At 66.4% G+C, this 17,962-nt stretch carries 10 protein-coding genes; 8 read left to right on the top strand and 2 right to left on the bottom strand.

What is annotated here, in order from left to right; genetic code table 11:
• Nucleotides 1-786 precede the first annotated feature (786 nt).
• The 4 genes from BGC09_RS18165 to BGC09_RS18145 all read left to right on the top strand — a co-directional run bounded on the left by BGC09_RS18165 (nt 787) and on the right by BGC09_RS18145 (nt 7,842).
• A complete protein-coding gene (locus BGC09_RS18165; RefSeq protein ID WP_069805650.1) occupies nt 787-1,149 on the top strand; it encodes a hypothetical protein in 363 nt (120 codons plus the stop codon).
• A gap of 751 nt (nt 1,150-1,900) precedes the next feature.
• Nucleotides 1,901-3,166, top strand: a complete 1,266-nt coding sequence (locus BGC09_RS18155; RefSeq protein WP_069805648.1) for a GTP-binding protein — start codon at nt 1,901-1,903, stop codon at nt 3,164-3,166.
• A gap of 121 nt (nt 3,167-3,287) precedes the next feature.
• Nucleotides 3,288-6,302, top strand: a complete 3,015-nt coding sequence (locus BGC09_RS18150; protein ID WP_069805647.1) for a GH116 family glycosyl hydrolase — start codon at nt 3,288-3,290, stop codon at nt 6,300-6,302.
• A 73-nt stretch (nt 6,303-6,375) separates the two neighbouring features.
• A complete protein-coding gene (locus BGC09_RS18145; protein ID WP_218104097.1) occupies nt 6,376-7,842 on the top strand; it encodes an alpha-L-fucosidase in 1,467 nt (488 codons plus the stop codon).
• On the opposite strand, the gene BGC09_RS18140 is transcribed toward BGC09_RS18145, so the two are convergent.
• The gene (locus tag BGC09_RS18140; protein WP_069805646.1) at nt 7,820-9,865 is read right to left on the bottom strand and encodes a beta-galactosidase; all 2,046 of its coding nucleotides are present in this window, start codon (nt 9,863-9,865) and stop codon (nt 7,820-7,822) included. The two genes, BGC09_RS18145 and BGC09_RS18140, sit on opposite strands and share 23 nt — an antisense overlap.
• A 38-nt stretch (nt 9,866-9,903) precedes the next feature.
• A complete protein-coding gene (locus BGC09_RS18135; protein WP_069805645.1) occupies nt 9,904-12,324 on the bottom strand; it encodes a TIM-barrel domain-containing protein in 2,421 nt (806 codons plus the stop codon).
• Between the two features lie 307 nt (nt 12,325-12,631).
• On the opposite strand from BGC09_RS18135, the gene BGC09_RS18130 reads away from it, so the two are divergent.
• The 4 genes from BGC09_RS18130 (at nt 12,632) to BGC09_RS18115 (ending at nt 17,703) form a co-directional block, all read left to right on the top strand.
• Nucleotides 12,632-13,708, top strand: coding sequence for a LacI family DNA-binding transcriptional regulator (locus BGC09_RS18130; RefSeq protein WP_069805644.1), 1,077 nt, complete (start codon nt 12,632-12,634; stop codon nt 13,706-13,708).
• Nucleotides 13,709-14,032: 324 nt separating this feature from the next.
• Nucleotides 14,033-15,139 carry an ABC transporter ATP-binding protein gene (locus BGC09_RS18125; RefSeq protein ID WP_069805643.1) on the top strand — a complete coding sequence of 369 codons (1,107 nt, stop codon included), beginning with the start codon at nt 14,033-14,035 and terminating at the stop codon, nt 15,137-15,139.
• Nucleotides 15,140-15,295: 156 nt separating this feature from the next.
• Nucleotides 15,296-16,561, top strand: coding sequence for an ABC transporter ATP-binding protein (locus BGC09_RS18120; RefSeq protein ID WP_069805642.1), 1,266 nt, complete (start codon nt 15,296-15,298; stop codon nt 16,559-16,561).
• Entirely contained in the window at nt 16,558-17,703 is a 1,146-nt protein-coding gene (locus tag BGC09_RS18115) for an ABC transporter ATP-binding protein (protein WP_069805641.1), read from the top strand. The genes BGC09_RS18120 and BGC09_RS18115 overlap by 4 nt, the downstream gene beginning before the upstream one ends.
• Nucleotides 17,704-17,962 lie beyond the last annotated feature (259 nt).

Raw genomic sequence — 17,962 nt, 5'->3', positions numbered from 1 at the left:
GTGAACCGAGCCCGGCCAGGCCGGGGCGGACTGGTGAGCGGTCTGCTCCGAGGCCGTTCTTGTGGGTGCGAGCGGCGTAAGGCGTAGCCAGCGACAGGCCCGGAGGGACCCCGGGCGGATCGTGGTCGCGTACCGACGCTCCTTTCCTGCGAGCCATCACCCCCGGCCCGCCCGCCTCTCGCGCTTCTTGCGGGCGGGCCACCGGGGTCGCAGCGTGACCCTGTGAACGGTGAGCTGGCTTGCTGGCTTGCTGGCTGCCTGGCTGGTTTGCTGACTGCCTGGCTTGCTCGCTGTCCTGGGCCGGCCCTGAACCCTTGGCCCTGGCACCGGCGCCGCGACAGCGGGAGGGAGCAGCACAGCACAGCACAGCACAGCGCGGTACAGTACAGTCCAGCGGAGCGCAGCACGGAGCGGAGCAGGGTCGTCCGCGGCAGCTCCCCGCTCGCAGGCGGGACACGTCGTCAAGCTGGCCAGATCCGCTGCCCGCAGCATCAGGACGCAGGAGGAAGAGCAGGAGAAGAAGCAGGGAGGCGGGCAGGGCGGGCGGCTGGCCCGGCCTGGCCACCAGGCGGCAGGGCTGAGGGCGCCAGTGCTCCCTGGTTCTCGGGAGTTGGGGCACCGGGCGCCAGGCCCTGGCTGCCAGCCTGGCCGGAGCCGCCCCCGTTCCCGGCCAGGCTGGGCTGGCCCGCCTCGTTGGGAAAGGCTGGCGTGCTCGCTACGCGAAGAGCGCGAGAAGGAGCAAGAAGGAGCGAGAAGGAGTAGTAAGCAAGAAGGAGTAAGCAGACTATGCCAGAGCAGAGCGAGAGCGCCGCACCCGTCGGCACCGTCGATCAGCCTCCTTGCGAGGATGGCGCGGCCTCCTCTCTCGATCGGCGCGCCGGTGACCGCTGTATTTGTGGCCGCCTGACGGAGCATCGCTACGGCCTGCGCATGCCCACCCGGCTGGCTCAGGAACTGCGCGACTATGTGGCTCGCGAGTATTGCTATTTGCCCGAAAAATGGCAGCTGCGCATCGCCAGCGATCTCTGCCTGCACAAGGTGCTCGAATATGCATCGATTGCTTTCACCGCCTGTTGCGCCCCCTGTGCGGAGCGCATCCATCAGCGCGACTACCCGCAGCTCGACGGTGAGCCGTGGTGCATTCTCTGAGGAGGCGACTCGTGCTCTGGCTGGCGCGGCAGAGAGTTGACCGGCTGGGACCGGGCCACGGCCCGGCTCTGATCAGGCGAGGTCTGGTCATACCTCGCTGCGCCTCGTGCGCACAAGCTGTGAGCGGTTCTTTTACCAGATACCTCTCTCCTGTTTCATTTTGCCCTTCTTTGTAGCGCCCTCTTCTGATCCGGGCGCGGCGACAGGTGCCGGGCTGGCGTCGTAACCCCCTTCACGATGCCTCCCGGACCTGTCGCTGTGTCCTTTTGGTGCTATCCTGGGCCCCTGTGAGCAATTGCTGACGCCCAAGGAACGGCGTGCATTGTGGAAGAGCCTGGCTCCGTTTCGGCGACTTCTGCCCACTCTGGATATTTACCTTGTGGATTACCCACATGCTCCTCTCTTTGTCTATCCACCAACGATGCTTGTCATCGGAAACCGAGAAGGAACGCTCCAGGGCGAAGCACTGAGGCAGCTCATCTTGCGAGGCGCGCGGGAGCTGGCAGCGGCGAGCACGAACGGGGCGGCTCATTCCCTCAGTTCGTGAGCGCCCTGAGCTGAGGAGTGGCAAGCCTGGGAGCGTTCCCACTTGACAGGACGAAGGCGCCTCTGGTACCCTTTCCTCTAGAGCGCGCGTGGTGGCGGGCAATCTGCCGGCCCGCGCTGAACGTGTGACCTGTGCCTGGACGGGGCCGGGCCCGCTGTCCAGCAGAAGGAGTAGCTGCCGCTTCACCAACGAAAGAGGAGCGTAGTGCACGAAACCAGGCCCAAGCTGATCATCGCCGGTGGCTTTCTGGGAGCGGGCAAGACCACCCTCCTGCTTCAGGCTGCCGCCATCCTGCATCAGCGCGGCCTGCGCGTGGCCCTGATTACCAACGACCAGGGGCGCGAACTCGTCGACACCGCCCTGGCCGCCGCCTGGTCGGGCGAGGCCGTCGCCGAGGTCACCGCGGGCTGTTTCTGCTGCCGTTTCAGCGACCTGCTAGAGGCCGTCGCCGACCTGGAGCGGCGCATCGAGCCGCACGTTATTCTGGCCGAGCCAGTTGGGAGCTGCACCGACCTGCAGGCCACCGTCATCCTCCCCCTCTTACACCTCTACCGCGAGCATTACCGTCCAGCCTGTCTGAGCATCGTCGTCGACGGTCCGCGTCTCTCCCATCTGATCCGGCACGGCGACCTGAGCCTGCTCAACGATGACGTCGCCTATCTCTTCGCCCGCCAGATCGAAGAGGGTGACCTGCTCCTGATCAACAAAAGCGACCTGCTCGCTGCCGACGAGCAGCTCTTTTTGCGCAACTGGCTGCGGGCCTACTGTCCCGGGGTACCAGTCCTGCCCATGACGGCGCGCCGGCGCGAGAGCGTGGCCCTCTGGCTCGATAATCTGCTGCAGGACGTCAACACTGCCCGCGTCAGCGAGGCCGAAGCCCATCGCCTGGATGACCTCGACTATCGGCGCTATGCGCGGGCCGAAGCGCGTCTGGGCTGGCTCAACGCCCGTGGTCGCCTGCAGTCCTCTCATCCGATCGGGACCAGCAACGGCGAAGCGGGCCGGGTACTGGCCTGGGCTGCCGCCCTGCTCAGCCAGCTTCAGGAGCGGCTGGCGCGCGCCGGGCTGGTCATCGCCCATATCAAGCTACTCGTCGCCCCGCAGGCCCTGCGGCGCCTCCTCAGCGAGGAGCCGGACAGGCGCCAGGTTCCCGATCGCGCGGAGGCGGCGGCCAGCCAGCAGGAGCAGCTCCAGGGGCGCCTGATCAAAGCCAGCCTCTGCGGTCCCGCGCCGGCGGCCATTAGCTGGGACGCGCGCAGCGCCCATCTGCTGCCCGACGAGGCTGTCTGGCTGCTCAATGCCCGCGTCGACTGCTCGCCCGCCGTCCTTGAAACGCACGTGCGCGCCGTCCTGGCGGCGGCCCCCGGAGGACTGCAGGCCGAGATCGAAGAGTTGAGCGCCTTCCAGCCGGCGCCCCCCCAGCCGCATTACCGTTTTGGGCCGGGCGTCAGCCAGCACGGCCCTCCCTGACCCAACCGCGGCCCAACCAGTGCCCAACGGCAGACCAACCCGACCCAACCCAGCGGCGGCGGCGCGCCGCTGATCCAGTCCAGTCAGTGTCACAGGAGTAAGAGGAGCGACGAACGCAGCCATGAAAGCAGCTCGCACGCGAAGCAGGCGGGGTGTGGCCCCGCTCTCCGGCATCCCCCTGGGAGGACTGGGCACCGGCAGCATCGAGATCCGCGCTGACGGCGCCCTGCACGAATGGCAGATCTTCAACAATCCGCCCTGGAGCGGGCATGGCGCCCCGTGGAGTCCGCCGCTCAGCTCGCCCGTCCGTCCCGGCGACACCCTCTTCGCCATCCGCGCCCGACGCAGGCGCCTCGCGGCTGAGGGCAGTGCGGCGGCAGAGCCAGCGGTCGTGCGTATCCTGCGCGAACGCAGCGAGAGCGAAGCGCGCTTCACCTACATCCTGTCATACGTCGAAAGCGTGCAGGAGATCCACTTTAGCGGAGCATTCCCCTTTGCCTGGCTGGACTATTGTGACCCGGCCCTGCCCGTGGCCGTCCGCCTCGAAGCCTGGTCGAGCTTCGTGCCGGGGGATGTCAAACACTCGGCCCTGCCGGCGGCCTTCTTCACCTTTCACCTCAGCAATCCCGGCCCCGAAGCCGTCGAGGTCTCCCTGCTCGGCCTCCTCCCGCAGGTCTTTAGCCTGGAGGCCCTCAGCCAGGAAGCCGGCCAGCCCCAGACGCGCAGCGAGCGGGCGCCCGGATTGAGCGCCCTCATCTTCAGCGCCGATGACCTGCCCGCCGACCATCCCCTGGCGCGCGGCTCGCTCGTCTTCGCCCTGCTAGAGGACGAGGCCGAGCTGGTGACGGAGCTGCGCGAAGTCGGCGACCTCAACGCCTGGCAGAGCTGGGCCAGCGGCGGCCAGTTTGTCCCTGATCCGGTGGGCGGCGATCCCCTGCGCGCCCTGCTCGAACGCATCGTCCGCGAAGGACTCGACCCGGCCAGCGCCTACGGCCAACTGCCCAGCCTGCTGCGCGGCATGGTCGACAGCGCCCTCGTCCCCGACCGGCACGCCCTGCAAGCGCGTATCGCCGCCGACCCCATCCGCTATCAAGACCCGCGCTGGCGCTGGGCCTTACTGCTCGAACTCAACCTGACGCCCGAAGCGCGCGCCCAGTACGAGCGTGAGCGTCAGGAGCGGCCTGAGTTGCTGCGCGATCCCGCTCAGGCCAGTGCCCGTCTCAGCGAGCTGGGCGCCCTGGCGCGCCTCCTCAACGAGCAGGCTCCGAAGCTCTTCAACACCCGCGCCACCCGCCCGACGCACGCCGCCATCAGCAGCCCTGTTCTGGAGCTGGCCCCCTGGAGCGAGCGCGACCTGACCTTTCTCCTGACCTGGTACTTTCCCAACCACCGCGGCGAGAACGTCGGCGACGACCTCGGCCACCGCTACGAAAGCTGGTTCAGCGACGCCCTCGACGTTGCCCGCTACGTCACCGAGGCCCGAGCGACCCTCTACACCCGCACGCGCGCCTTCCACGACCTGCAGTACGGCGCCTCCGTCCCCGACTGGCTGGCCGACGCCATCAACGCCCAGCTCACCACCCTGGTCAAATCCTCCTGGCTGGTACGCGACGGGCGCTTCGGCATCTGGGAGGGCCTGGGCTGCTGCGGCCTGCAGACCCTCGACGTCTCGTACTACGGCTCCCATGCCGTGGCCCTCTTCTTCCCCGAACTGGAGGAGCGCCAGCTCCAGATGACCGCCGACTTCCAGCTCACCCCTGCCTCGCCGCGCTACGACGACTATTTCTTAGCCTTCGCCGCCAACCGTGAGCGCGTCTGGCGCCGCACCGAGAGCGAGCCGGAGCTAGCCCGTGATCCCCAGCGTCGCCAGGCCCTCTATCGGGAAGTGGCCGCCGAAACCGGCCTCGACGCCAGCGGACGCATCCCGCACCTCTTCCCCGGCAGCTTCGCCGTCGTCGACGCCTACCACATGGTCGACCTCATGCCCAAGTTCGCCCTGCAGGTCTGGCGTGACTACCGCTGGACGGCCAACCGCGCCGCCCTGGAACGGCTCTGGCCGGCGGTCAAGGCGGCGATGGAGCACGCCCGCCGCATCGACGAACTCAAGGTCGGCCTGCCCTACCACTACGACCACGCCCCCTCGGAGACGGCCATCTCCTCGCAGACGTACGATACCTGGGACTTCATCGGCTACTCGGCTTACGTCTCGTCGATCTGGCTGGCAGCCCTCAAGGCCACCGCCCAGATGGCCCACCTGCTCGGCGACGAAGACTACGCCCACAACCTGGAGCGCCAGTTTGCCGAGAGCCAGGCCAGCATGGAGCGCCTGCTCTGGAACGGGGAGTACTACGATCTGTGGGTTGACCCACGCAGCGGACGGCGCAACGAGTCCTGTATGGCCGACCAGCTCAGCGGCCAGCTCTACGCCACCCTGCTCGGCCTGGGCGACATCCTGCCGCGCGAGCACATTCTGTCGGCCCTGCGCGCCATCTATCGCTACAACTTTGTGCCCGGGCGCGGCCTGGTCAACGGCATGCTCCCGCCCGGCAAGCGCGCCGACCGGCCCGATCACTGGACCCTCGGCGACCCGCGCCATCAGGCCGAGACCGTCTGGTCGGGGACCGAATACACCGTTGCTGTCCAGATGCTGCTGGAGGGCCTCGTCGGCGAAGGAGTGACGATCATCCACGAGGTCTACACGCGCTACGAGCGCGCCGGCCAGACCTGGGACCATCAAGAGTGCGGCGGCCACTACTATCGAGCCTTGAGCATCTGGCTGGCCTGGCCGGCCCTCGGCGGCCTCAGCTACGACGCCCCGCGCCAGGCCCTGAGCCTGCAGCCGCGCCTGCTGCCTGCCGACGGCCACTGGCGGCAGCCGCTGGTCCTGCCCGGCGCCTGGGGGAGCATCGAGTACCGCGCCGGCGAAGGGCGTCTCCTGCTTCATATCCAGGAGGGTCAGCTCAGCCTGCACCAGCTGACCCTGCCCGCCGAGGCCGCCACGCCGCGCACACCGCCGGGCGAGCAGGCCGTCTGGCTGGCCGCTGTCCCCATCCAGGGCCGCCGCGAAGGAGCAAGCTGGCACTTCGACCCGCCCGTGCTGATCGAAGCCGGCCAGACCCTGGAGGTGCGCCTCTAGCTGGCCTCTTCCCTGGCTGCTGACCAGCGAGAACCGAGGCGAACAAGAGAGAGCGGAAAGGAGGAGCCTCTCCGTGCAACAGCCACAGCCGCAGCAGCGCTACGAGCAGCAGGAAGCGCTCAACGCGATCGAACGCCTGGCCGCTGCTGGGCCATTTACCCCCGACTGGCACTCCCTGCGCGCCTACCGTGTGCCGGCCTGGTACGCCGGCGCGCGCTTCGGCATCTTCATCCACTGGGGCCTCTACGCCGTCCCGGCCTACGACAACGAATGGTACCCCCGTAACATGTACCTGCCCGACACGCCGGCCTACCGCCACCACCTGGCCACCTACGGCCCCCCCGAGCGCTTCGGCTACAAAGACTTCATCCCGCACTTCCGCGCCGAGCGCTTCGATCCCGCCGCCTGGGCCGCCCTCTGCCAGGAAGCCGGCGCCCGCTTCGTTGTCCCCGTTGCCGAACACCACGACGGCTTTGCCATGTACCGCTGCAGCTTCTCACGCTGGAACGCCGTCGACATGGGGCCGCGCCGCGACATCATCGGCGAACTAGCCGAAGCCGTACGCGCCCGCGGCCTCACCTTCGGCCTCTCCTCGCACCGCGCCGAACACTGGTGGTTTTTCAACGGCGGCAGAACCATTCCCAGCGACGTCCAGGACCCCCAGTACGCCGACCTCTACGGACCCGCGCGGCCCGACGACGAGCCGCCCGACGCCGCCTTTCTCGACGACTGGCTGGCCCGACTCTACGAGCTGGTCGAACGCTATCGGCCCGCCCTCATCTACTTCGACTGGTGGATCTCGCGGCCCGCCTTCCGCCCCTCTCTGGCCCGCTTCGCCGCCTACTACTACAACCGCGCCGCCCGCTGGGGACAGGAAGTCGTCATCACCTACAAAGAAGGCGCCTTTGACGAAGGCAGCGCCGTCGAAGACATCGAACGCGGACGCCGTCCCGCCATCAGCCGGCGCGTCTGGCAGGCCGACACCAGCGTCGCCCGCAACTCCTGGGGCTACACTGTCGCCCAGGACTACAAGCCCTTCGGCACTCTGCTCGACGACCTCATCGACACCGTCAGCAAAAACGGCGTCTTCCTGCTCAACATCGGCCCACGCGCCGACGGCAGCATTCCCGAGCCAGAGGCCGACCTCCTGCGCCGCCTGGGGCGCTGGCTGGCCATCAACGGCGAAGCCATCTACGACAGCCAGCCCTGGCACCTCCACGGCGAAGGCCCCACCGCCAGCGCCGCCGGCGCCTTCAGCGAGGGCCAGCAGGCCGCCTTTACCGCCCAAGACCTGCGCTTCACCCGCCGCGGCCAAACCCTCTACGTCCTGCTGCCCGTCTGGCCGCCGCAGGGCAGGGTCAGCATCCAGGCCCTGGCCGCTGGCAGCCCCCACTACCCGCACCGCATCGGCGCCGTCCACCTGCTCGGCGACGACGTCCCCCTGTCCTGGACACGCGACGAGCAGGGCCTGCACGTCACGCTACCCCCCGCCCCGCCAGGCGAGCGCGGCGGCGCCCTCAAGATCCTGCCCGCTGGCTAGGCTCGGAAGCGAGCGGCTCCGCCAGAATAGCCACCTCCAGCCCGGGCAGCGAGAGCGAGCCGCTCACCATCCGGCCCGTCAGCAGCTCCTCAAACGTGCGGCCCGGCGGCAGCGTCACCGTTGCCGGCGCCCGCCCATGATTGAGCACAAAGAGCAGGCGCTCACGGGCCGTCTGGCGCAGCGTCGCCTCCACGCCTGGCGGCGTCTCCAGCGCCGGAGCGATCCCCAGCTCCCCCAGCAGCTCCCCGTAGAAGCTCTCCAGAAAAGCCGCTTCCGGCTCGCACGCCAGATAGAAAGCCTGACCGCGGCCCACACGATGGCGCGTCAAGGCCGGGCGCCCGGCATAGAAATCCTCGCCGTAGCGCCCCAGCACCTCGGCCCCCTCATCATGGATCAGCGCACACAGATGGCCGCAGGCAAAGCTGCGCCCATCGTTTAACACCAGACGATTCGTGCACCCCGGCGGCAGCGCCTCGATCTCCTCGTTCCAGATCCCCAGCACATGGCGCAGTGGCCCCGGATAGCCATCCTCAAAAGCCAGATCGCACTCATCCACCATCCCACACAGATAGGTCGTCACCAGCGTCCCCCCATCTTGCACGAAGGCCGCCAGGCGCTCGGCCAGCCCCTCCTTGAGCAGATAGAGGAGGGGCGCCATCAGCAGACGATAGCGTCCCAGATCCGAATCGCTAAAGACCAGATCGACTGGCACATTGCGCCGCCAGAACGGCGCATAATGAGCGCGCAACGTCTCCAGATAGCGCTTCTCGCGCGTCGGCCCGCTGCAATCCTCCAGCGCCCACCAGTTTTCCCAATCGAAGAGCAGCCCCACCTGAGCCGGCGTCACCCCGCCCAGCGTCCGCCCGCCCAGGCGCTCCAGCTCCTGGCCCAGGGCCTGCACCTCCGCAAAGACGCGCGTATCGCTGCGCCCACTGTGCTCGATCACCGCCCCATGCAGCTTCTCGATCCCGCCGCGACTGCGCCGCCACTGAAAGAACATCACCGACTCCGCCCCGTGGGCCAGCGCCTGATAGCTCTGCAGGCGCAGCTCCCCGGGCCGCTTCAACGTATTGTACGGCTGCCAGTTCTGACTACTGGGCGACTGCTCCATCAGCAAGAACGGCTGCCCATCGCGCAGACTGCGCATCAAATCATGAGCCAGCGCAATATCGAGCGGCTCATCCTCGACAGAGGGATAGCAGTCCCAGGCCACCACATCCATCTCACGCGCCCAGAGGCGATAATCGAGATCGCGATAGAAGCGCATCAGATTCGTTGTGATAGGCACCTCGCGCGAGAACTGGCGGATCGCCTCACGCTCCAGCCGAAAGCACTCCAGTAACATCTCATTCTGGAAGCGGCGATAATCCAGCGTCAAAGCGTGAAGCGAACCCTCGCCGTTGGCATAAGGAGGCTCAATCTGCGACCAATCCGTGTACGTATGGCTCCAGAAGCGGGTCCACCAGCGCCGGTTGAGTTCATCGAGGCTGCCATAGCGCGTACGCAGCCAATCGCGGAAAGCCGCCGCGCACTGCTCGCAGTAGCAGGCCGGCGCATACTCATTCGAGACATGCCAGGCCACCAGGGCTGGATGCGCATGATAGCGCTCGGCCAGCTTCGCCGCCATCTGGGCGGCCAGGCGGCGATAGACCGACGAGGTCGGACAATAGTTCACGCGCCAGCCGTGGTGGCGGCGGCGACCCGTCGGATCGGCCCGCAACACCTCGGGATAGCGCTGCGACAACCAGGCCGGCTGCGCCGCGCTGGGCGTTGCCAGACAGACCCGGCAGCCCGCCGCCGTCAGCTTATCCAGCACCTGATCGAGCCAACCGAAAGTAAAGCGCTCCTCCGCCGGCTGCAGCGCCGTCCAGCTAAAGACACCCACCGTCGCCACGCGAAAGCGGCACTCCTGCATCAAACGCAGATCCTCATCCCAGACAGCGCGCGGCCACTGCTCAGGATTATAGTCGCCACCGTACCAGATAAAAGGAGCACGTGGATTCAGCGGTGGAAAGGCCTCCATGCTTCTCCTCCTGGGCATGATGCCAGACAGGACGAATCTCAGAGGACCACCGTCACCTCTCCCCCTCCATCGGGTAGGGAGAACCAGCCCGAAGCCGGCGCCTCGGCCAGGGCCGGGGCCGTCTCACCCATCCAGCGCTCGCACTGGTGGCCATTGAGCAGCACCGTCTCAACGGGCGGCTGCCCGGCCAGCTTCAGCAGGCGCAGCCCCAGCCGACGCTTTGCCCCCATCACCTCGATGGCCAGCGTCGTCCCCTGCAAGCGCGCCGACACCGTCGTCTCCCCATCCAGATCGCAGAGCGTAAACGACCCGGCCCCCTCCGGCAGCAGATAGGCCTCGAAAACCACCGTCTCAAACGGCTCCTCGCGCACAAACGGCGCCGGCTCCGTCGTCGGGATCAAGGCATTGGCGCGCACATAGAGCGGAAGCTGCTCCAGAGGCGCCTGCACCTGCAGCGTCGTCGGCCCCTGCAGCACGGTCCGGCTCCAGAAATCGACCCACGTCCCGGCAGGCAAATAGACCGGGCGCTCCCCCCCGGCGCGATAGAGCGGGGCCACCAGCAGCTCCGCGCCAAACATATACTGCAGATCCAGCGTATAGGTTGCCGGATCATCGGGGAACTCCAGCACCATCGCCCGCAACAGCGGCAGACTTGTCCGGGCCGCGATGCAGGCGTAGGTATAGATATAGGGCAGCAAGCGATAGCGCAGGCGGGCATACGAGCGGAAGATCTCCAGGGCCTGCGGACCGAAGTCCCAGGGGAGGCGCGAGCTATTGCCGTGAGCGCGCGTCAGAGGAGAGAAGAAACCGAACTGGGCCCAGCGGATATACAGCTCTGGAGAAGGCTGACCGGTAAAGCCGCCGATGTCGTGGCTCCAGAAAGCGTGGCCGCACATCCCGAGGCTCAGCCCACCGCGCAAGGTCGAAGCCAGAGCCGTAAAAGTCGCATTGGGGTCGCCGCTCCACTGCGCCGCATGGCGCTGACCACCGGCATAGCTGGAGCGGCCCCAGACCAGGCCCGCGCGGCCCGTCTCGCGTGCCGTCACCTCGGCCACCGCATCGTTATAGAGCAAGGCATACAAATTATGCAGACGCTCGCCGGCAATCCCGCTATAAGCCACCACATCCGTCGGAATACCCTCCCCGAAGTCCGTCTTAAAGACATCCACCCCCAGGCGCAACTGCTCGCGCAACAGCCCCTGAAACCAGGCCACCGCCTCCGGGTGCGTCACATCCAGCATGGCCACCGGTGGATGGAAGCCCCCCCACAGATCGGCCACATACGGCTCGCCGGCGGCATTCTTCAGAAAATAGCCGCGCGCTGCCCCCTCGGCAAAGCGCTCGCTGGCCGTCCCCAGATACGGATGAATCCACAAACAGACCTTAAAGCCCTGGGCCTTCAACTGCCCGATCAGACCCGCCGGATCAGGAAAGCGCTCCTCATCCCACTGCACTTCTGACCAGCGTCCAAAGCGCTGCCAATAGCAATCGAGGTGCAACACATCGCAAGGAATCTCATGCTCGCGGATCAAGCGAGCCCGCGCCAGCACCTCGCCCTGACTATCGCGCTGGAAGCCCGACGAAATCCAGGTCCCCAAGGCCCACTTCGGTGGCAGAATCGGAAAGCCCACCAGCGAAGCATAGCGCGTAATAATCGTCTTCAGGTCCGGCCCGGCGATCACATAATAATCCAGAGCGCTATCGCGGCTAATCAGCGTAAACGTCGCCGTATTGCTGGCCACCAGATCGAAATCGACCGCGCAGGGGCTATCGACAAAGATCCCATACTTGCGCGTGCTCACCACGAAAGGCACATTCTTATAGGCCCGCTCACTGAAGGCCCCGCCACAATCGCAATTCCAGGTTGTGATGCGCTGCCCGCGTTTATCGAAATCCGTAAACTTCTCGCCCAGCCCAAAGAAATGCTCATCGGGTTCCGCCGTAAACGTATCGTGGAAAGCCACGCGCCGGCCATTGAAGCGGCTCAGCCCGAAAGGAAGAATCGTCAGCTTCATGCGCACATTGGTCAGCTCGCTATAGTTCTGGGCCAGCAGCGGACGGCCAGCGGCGTCCAGGAAGCGCAGGCCGAAGGGGCGCAGGGTGGCCTCCAGACGGAGCGAGGGGGAGAGCAGAGCCAGGCCCGTCTCCTGCTCCTCGACCAGCAGCGGCGCAGCAGCCGGAGGGGGGGGCAGCTCGCGCGCCAGGCGGACGCGCGTCGGATCAGGCTCCTCCTCCAGCACGACGCGCACGATCCCATCGGCCACCAGGCTCAGCGTGATCAAGAGAGGGGAGCCACTGAGGGTGCGCCCCTGGAGCCGGACATGGCGCTCACCGCGCTCCAAAAGCGTCGCCTCCACCACATAATCGGGGCCATCCTCATCCTCCGGTTCTCGCACTGGCAAGCGTGGCGGCTCAGTCATGTACAGGTTATACGGAAGCAAAGGAACCGGCTCTGCCATGAAGAGACTCCTTCCATGCGTAATGGCTTTGTCCGATAGTACCGACATCCTGTCCTCAGCCATGCTGATCTCTGCCCCAGTCCTGTCGTCCGCCTGAGCGAGGCTGACCTGAGCCTGGAAGCGAGCGGGCGGGCGGGCGGGTGGCCAGCCAGCCAACCGGGCAGGCACCTCACCCCTTGACAGGAAGGAGGAGGATCGGGTAAGCTTGCACATAGCAACGTCGTGGGAGCGATCCCACGAGGTATTGTACACGAAACAGCAGCCAAAAGTAAACGTGGAACCGCCCTGGAGGCGCGCAGGTTGGCTCATGTCGCAATTAACGATTGAGGATATCGCGCGCATTGCCGGAGTATCTCGCTCAACAGTGTCGCGAGTGCTCAATGGGCAACCGAACGTCAGGCCGAGCGTCAGAGACCGCGTGCAGGAAGTCATCAACAGCTACGGCTACGCGCCGCAGGCGGCGGCGCGGCAGCTCGTCATGCGCAAGACGCGCCTGGTGGGGTTGATCCTGCCTGACAATGCCCATCATCTTTTTGGCAATCCTATCTTTGCCGAGATCGCGCGTGGCGTGAGCCAGGTCTGTGCCCAGCGAGGCTACACCCCGATGCTCTTCATCGGGCGGCAAGACATGAACGAGGCCACCTTTTTCAGCCTCCTGCGGGGGCGCCACTTTGACGGCGTCATCCTCATCAGCAGCGACCGTCAGGACCGCAGCGCCGCCATGCTGCGCGAGGCGGGCATGCCCTACGTGCGCGTTGGGCACGATCCCGAAGATGATGGCGACCTGCAATACGTCGACGTTGACAACGTCGCCGCGGCGCGCGTGGCCGTTGAGCACCTGATCGCCCTGGGGCACCGGCGCATCGCCATGCTCAAAGGGCTGGCGAAAGACGTCTGCACCCATGCGCGCCTCGAGGGCTATCGTCAGGCCCTGGCCGCCGCCGGCATCCCCTTCGACGAAGCCCTTGTCGGTGACGGTGACTGGACCCCCGCCAGCGGTTACGCCTGGACGCAGCGCTTTCTCGACCTGCCGGAGCCGCCGACCGCCCTCTTCTCCTCCAACGACATGATGGTTGCCGGCGTCGTGCGCGCCGTCCAGGAGCGCGGCCTCTCGGTCCCCGATGATCTGGCCATCGTCGGCTTCGACGATCTCCTGCAGACAACCATGATCTTTCCCGAGCTGACCACCATCCGTCAGCCCTGCGTGGAGATGGGCACCCGCGCCGCCGAGCTGCTCCTCGACCAACTGGAGCACAACCGCCGCGAGCGCGCCCAGATCATCCTGCCCACCACCCTCATCATTCGCCAGTCCTGTGGTTATCGCCGGCAAGCCCGACACCTCAGCGCGCCCGCCGCCTCGGGCGAAGAGCAACGCGCTGGCTGAAGGGCGAAATGGCCAGAGAGATCCGGGCCAGGCCGGCGAGAGGCGGCCAGTGCGGGCCAGCGTCAGCCGCGTACAAAGAATACAGAATACAGAATCTCCAGTAGCCAGCGGAGGGTAGGAAGAGCGCGAAGGAGTCGCCAGAAAAGGGAGCCAGGCCGGTGCAACGACCAGCCTGGAACGGTCCAGCGTAGCACCGAGCAGAAAAGAAGAGAAGAGAAAGGAATCGCCGGGAGTCGGCCCTCATGGCGAGGGCAGGCCGAACAGAGCGCGGCCAGCGCCAGGCCGGGCCGGCACCGGGAAGCTCAGGGAGGAAGGAAGACAGGCATGACCAGCCTGCGGCTCGAACACATCGTCAAGGACTATGACGGTCCCGGGGGGCGCCAGCCGGCCCTGCGCGACATCTCGCTGGAAGTAGCCGACGGCGAGACGCTGGCCATCGTCGGCCCCTCCGGCTGTGGCAAGAGCACCCTGCTCAAGATTGTCGCCGGCCTCGAATTCCCCACCCACGGACGCATCTACTACGGCGACATCGACATGACCGAGATCAAGCCCCAGGACCGCGGCGTCGGCATGGTCTTTCAAGACTACGCCCTCTACCCCGCCATGAAGAGCAAGGGGAATCTGGCCTACTATTTCGAACACCACGCCTACACCCATGAGCAGATGGAAGAGCGTGTCCGGCGCACCGCCCAGCTCATGGGCGTCGACTTTCAGCACCTGCTGGGCCGCTTCCCCGAGACTCTCAGCGGCGGCGAGCAGCAGCGCGTCGCCATCGCTCGCTGCATCGTACGCGACCCCACCATCTTTCTCATGGACGAACCCATCGTCAACCTGGATGCCAAGCGGCGCGAGCGGACGCGCATCGAGATCAAGAAGCTACTACGCACCTTCCACGTCACCACGCTCTACGTCACCCACGACCAGCAAGAAGCCATCTTCATGGGCGACCGCCTGGCCGTCATGCGTGCGGGGCGTATCGAGCAAGTGGGCAGCTTTGACGACCTCTACTACACACCCGTCAACCTCTTCGTGGCCACCTTCATCGGCAGCCCGCCGCTCAACGTCCTGCCAGCCGCCCTCAGCGAGGGCCGCCTGCAGATCGCCGGGCGGAGCTGGCCGCTCCCCGAGGAGCTAGCCGGGCGCCTGCCATCGGGGCCGCTGCGGCTGGGCGTGCGCGCCGAGCACTGGCTGCGCGACCAGGCGGACGGCCTGCCACTGGAGATCAGCCATAGCGAGCGCCTCCCCACCGAGCGCGTCGCCCTCGTACACGGTCACTGGCTGGGGCAGCGCGTCATCGTCTCCCTGCCGCTGGAGGAGGCCGACGACAGCCGTGGTCTGCAGCGCCTGCGGCCCGACTGGGAGCAGCTCCTCTACTTTGCCGCCGATGACGAGCATCTCCTCTACAGTCCTGGCCCGCCCGCCTTATTCTAACCCACTGCGATTATCCCTGACAGCCAGGCAGGAAGGAGCCGGTTTGACGTTTGACGTTTGACGTTTGACGTCAGACCAACAGAGCAAGCAAAGCAGAAACGCACGCGGAGCACGAAGCATACAGAGAAGAGAGAGGAACAAGAGAAGGAGAAGCCTATGGGTCCGGCCAGCGGAGGCATCGTCATCGAGCATCTCATCAAACGCTTCGGCGAGCGGGCCGTCGTTGACGACCTCAACCTGCACATCCAGCCGGGAGAACTCTTCGTCCTCGTCGGCCCCTCCGGCTGTGGCAAAACCACCACCCTGCGCCTGCTGGCCGGGCTAGAGCCGGTCAGCGACGGGCGCATCTACTTCGGCGAGCGCCTGGTCAACGACATCCGTCCACGCGACCGCAACGTTGCCCTGGTCTTTCAAGACTACGCCATCTTCCCGCACCTGACCGTCTTCGAAAACATCGCCTACGGCCTGCGTGCTCGCCATGCGCCCCGCGACCTGATCCGCGAGCGCGTTACCAACGCGGCCCGTCTCTTCCGCATCGAGCACCTGCTGAGGCGCAAGCCACGTCAACTCAGTGGTGGCGAGCGGCAGCGCGTCGCCCTGGCGCGGGCACTGGTGCGCGACGCTGCCCTCTATCTCTACGATGAGCCGCTGGCCAACCTTGACGCCCAGCTTCGTCACCAGGCGCGCGAAGACATCCTGACCCTGCACCGCCAGAAAGGGCAGCCAGCGGTCTACGTCACCCACGATCAGGCCGAGGCGATGGCCCTTGGCGACCGCATTGCCGTCATGCGCGACGGCAAGCTGCAGCAGGTCGGCAGCGGCCTGGACCTCTACGAGCGGCCCTGCAACCAGTTCGTCGCCTTCTTCATCGGCTCGCCGGGCATCAACCTCTTCGAAGTCGAGGTCCGCCCCGACGAGCGTCCCGACCACAACGGGCGCCTGCTCCTGACCCATCCGGCCTTTCGCCTGCCCGTTCCGGCAGAATTTCAGGAGCGCGTTGCCCCCTACACAGGCCGGCGCCTCAACCTGGGCATCCGGCCCGAGCACCTGCAGCCGCCGCGCCGGGCCGACTTTGCCATCAGCGAAGACAGCACTATCCGTGGCCTCGTCAACGTCATCGAACCGACCGTCAGCGGCTGCACCGTCTACCTGAGCACCCTGGAGCCGACCCCGCGCGACTTCGTGGCCACCCTCAAAGCGCGCCTGCCCGGCAGCTACCTCGGGCGCGAGGTGCCGCTGGCCGTCAACCTGCGCAAAATCCACCTCTTTGATCCCGAAGATGGGCGCGCCCTGCTCCACACGCCCGTCGTCGCCGCTGACCAGCCGAACCGGCCCGAAGAGACGGCGCACGAGCAGGCAGAGCAGCCGCAGAGCCAACAAGCGACGAGCGAAGCCAGCACACAGAGGGAAGAGCAAGCGTGAGCACACTCGAAGTACAGAATCTCGTCAAGCGCTATGACGGGCGCAGCATTGTCGACCACGTCAGCTTTCGCATCGAAGACGGCGAATTCTTCGTCCTGCTCGGGCCATCGGGCAGTGGCAAGACCACCGTCCTGCGCATCATCTGTGGCCTGGAGCAGCCCGACGAAGGGCGCGTCCTGCTAGGAGGCGAAGACATCACCCGCCTCAGCCCGCGCCAGCGCAACGTCGGCATGGTCTTCCAAGACTACGGCCTCTACCCGAGCATGGACGTCTACGGCAACATTGCCTATGGCCTGGAGAATCGCCGTCTGCCGAAGGATGAAATCCAGCGCCGTGTCCTGGAGGCCGCCGAGAAGCTGCAGCTCACGCCCCTGCTGCGGCGCAGCATCGACACCTTGAGCGGCGGTGAACAGCAGCGTGTGGCCCTGGCGCGCATCCTGGCCCGCGACGCCAACGTCTTTCTCTACGACGAGCCACTGGCCAACCTCGATGCCCGCCTGCGCCATCAAGCGCGGCGCGACGTGCTGGCCGTGCACCGCCTGCGTGGCGTACCCAGCCTCTACGTCACCCACGACCAGAGCGAGGCCCTGGCCCTGGCCGATCGCCTGGCCATTATGGCCGCAGGACGCCTGCAACAGGTCGGCAGCCCCAACGAGCTGCTGGAACATCCCGCCAATCTCTTCGTGGCCCGCTTCCTGGGTAACCCGCCAATGAACCTGCTGGAAGGCACTCTTGTCAACGAAGCGGGGCGCTATCTCTGCCAGCTTGGTGCTCTGAGCCTCCCGCTCGATGCCGCCTGGCAGCACGTGCTGGCCAGGCACCCGGAGGCGGCCATCATCGTGGGCCTGCGCCCGCGCGAGATCGTCCCCCCCTGGGAGCTAGAAAAAGAGGCCGAAGCTGGCCTCTCCCTCTGGCGCGGCCCGGCTCGCGCTCTGGCGGTCGAGGCCCTCATCGGCGAAGTAGAGGTCACCCTGGAGTTACAGACAGCCCAACAACCGGCACCCTGCCTGGTCGCTGTCTGGCCGGAACCAGAGGAGCTGAGCGCCCTGCCGGAAGAGGGGGCGGTGCTGCAGATCGGGCTTGACCCGCAGCGTCTGCTACTCTTCGATCCGCGCTCGGAGCGGGCTTTGCAAGCTGAGTAGAATGGCGCCATCGAGAGCTTGACAGTTATCCTTTTGTTATGTACACTCTCAATAGAGTTATGGGATCGCTCCCACAACTGAGACTTGAGTCATGGTCAGAGCGGAGGAGGGCCAGCATTTGACCGTACACGCGGTTGAACTGATGTACAGCTAAGGCAGCCTCGAAGGCAGGCGAGCAGATTGCTGGAAGGACGCGCAAGGAGAGGCCGCGTTAGGCAACGGAGGCGAGACAGACACGGACGACGAGGCAAAGCACAGG

Source organism: Thermogemmatispora onikobensis, assembly GCF_001748285.1.
GTDB lineage: Bacteria > Chloroflexota > Ktedonobacteria > Ktedonobacterales > Ktedonobacteraceae > Thermogemmatispora > Thermogemmatispora onikobensis.
Note: the sequence above shows the minus strand (reverse complement) of the source record. Positions and strands in the feature narration are given on the sequence as shown.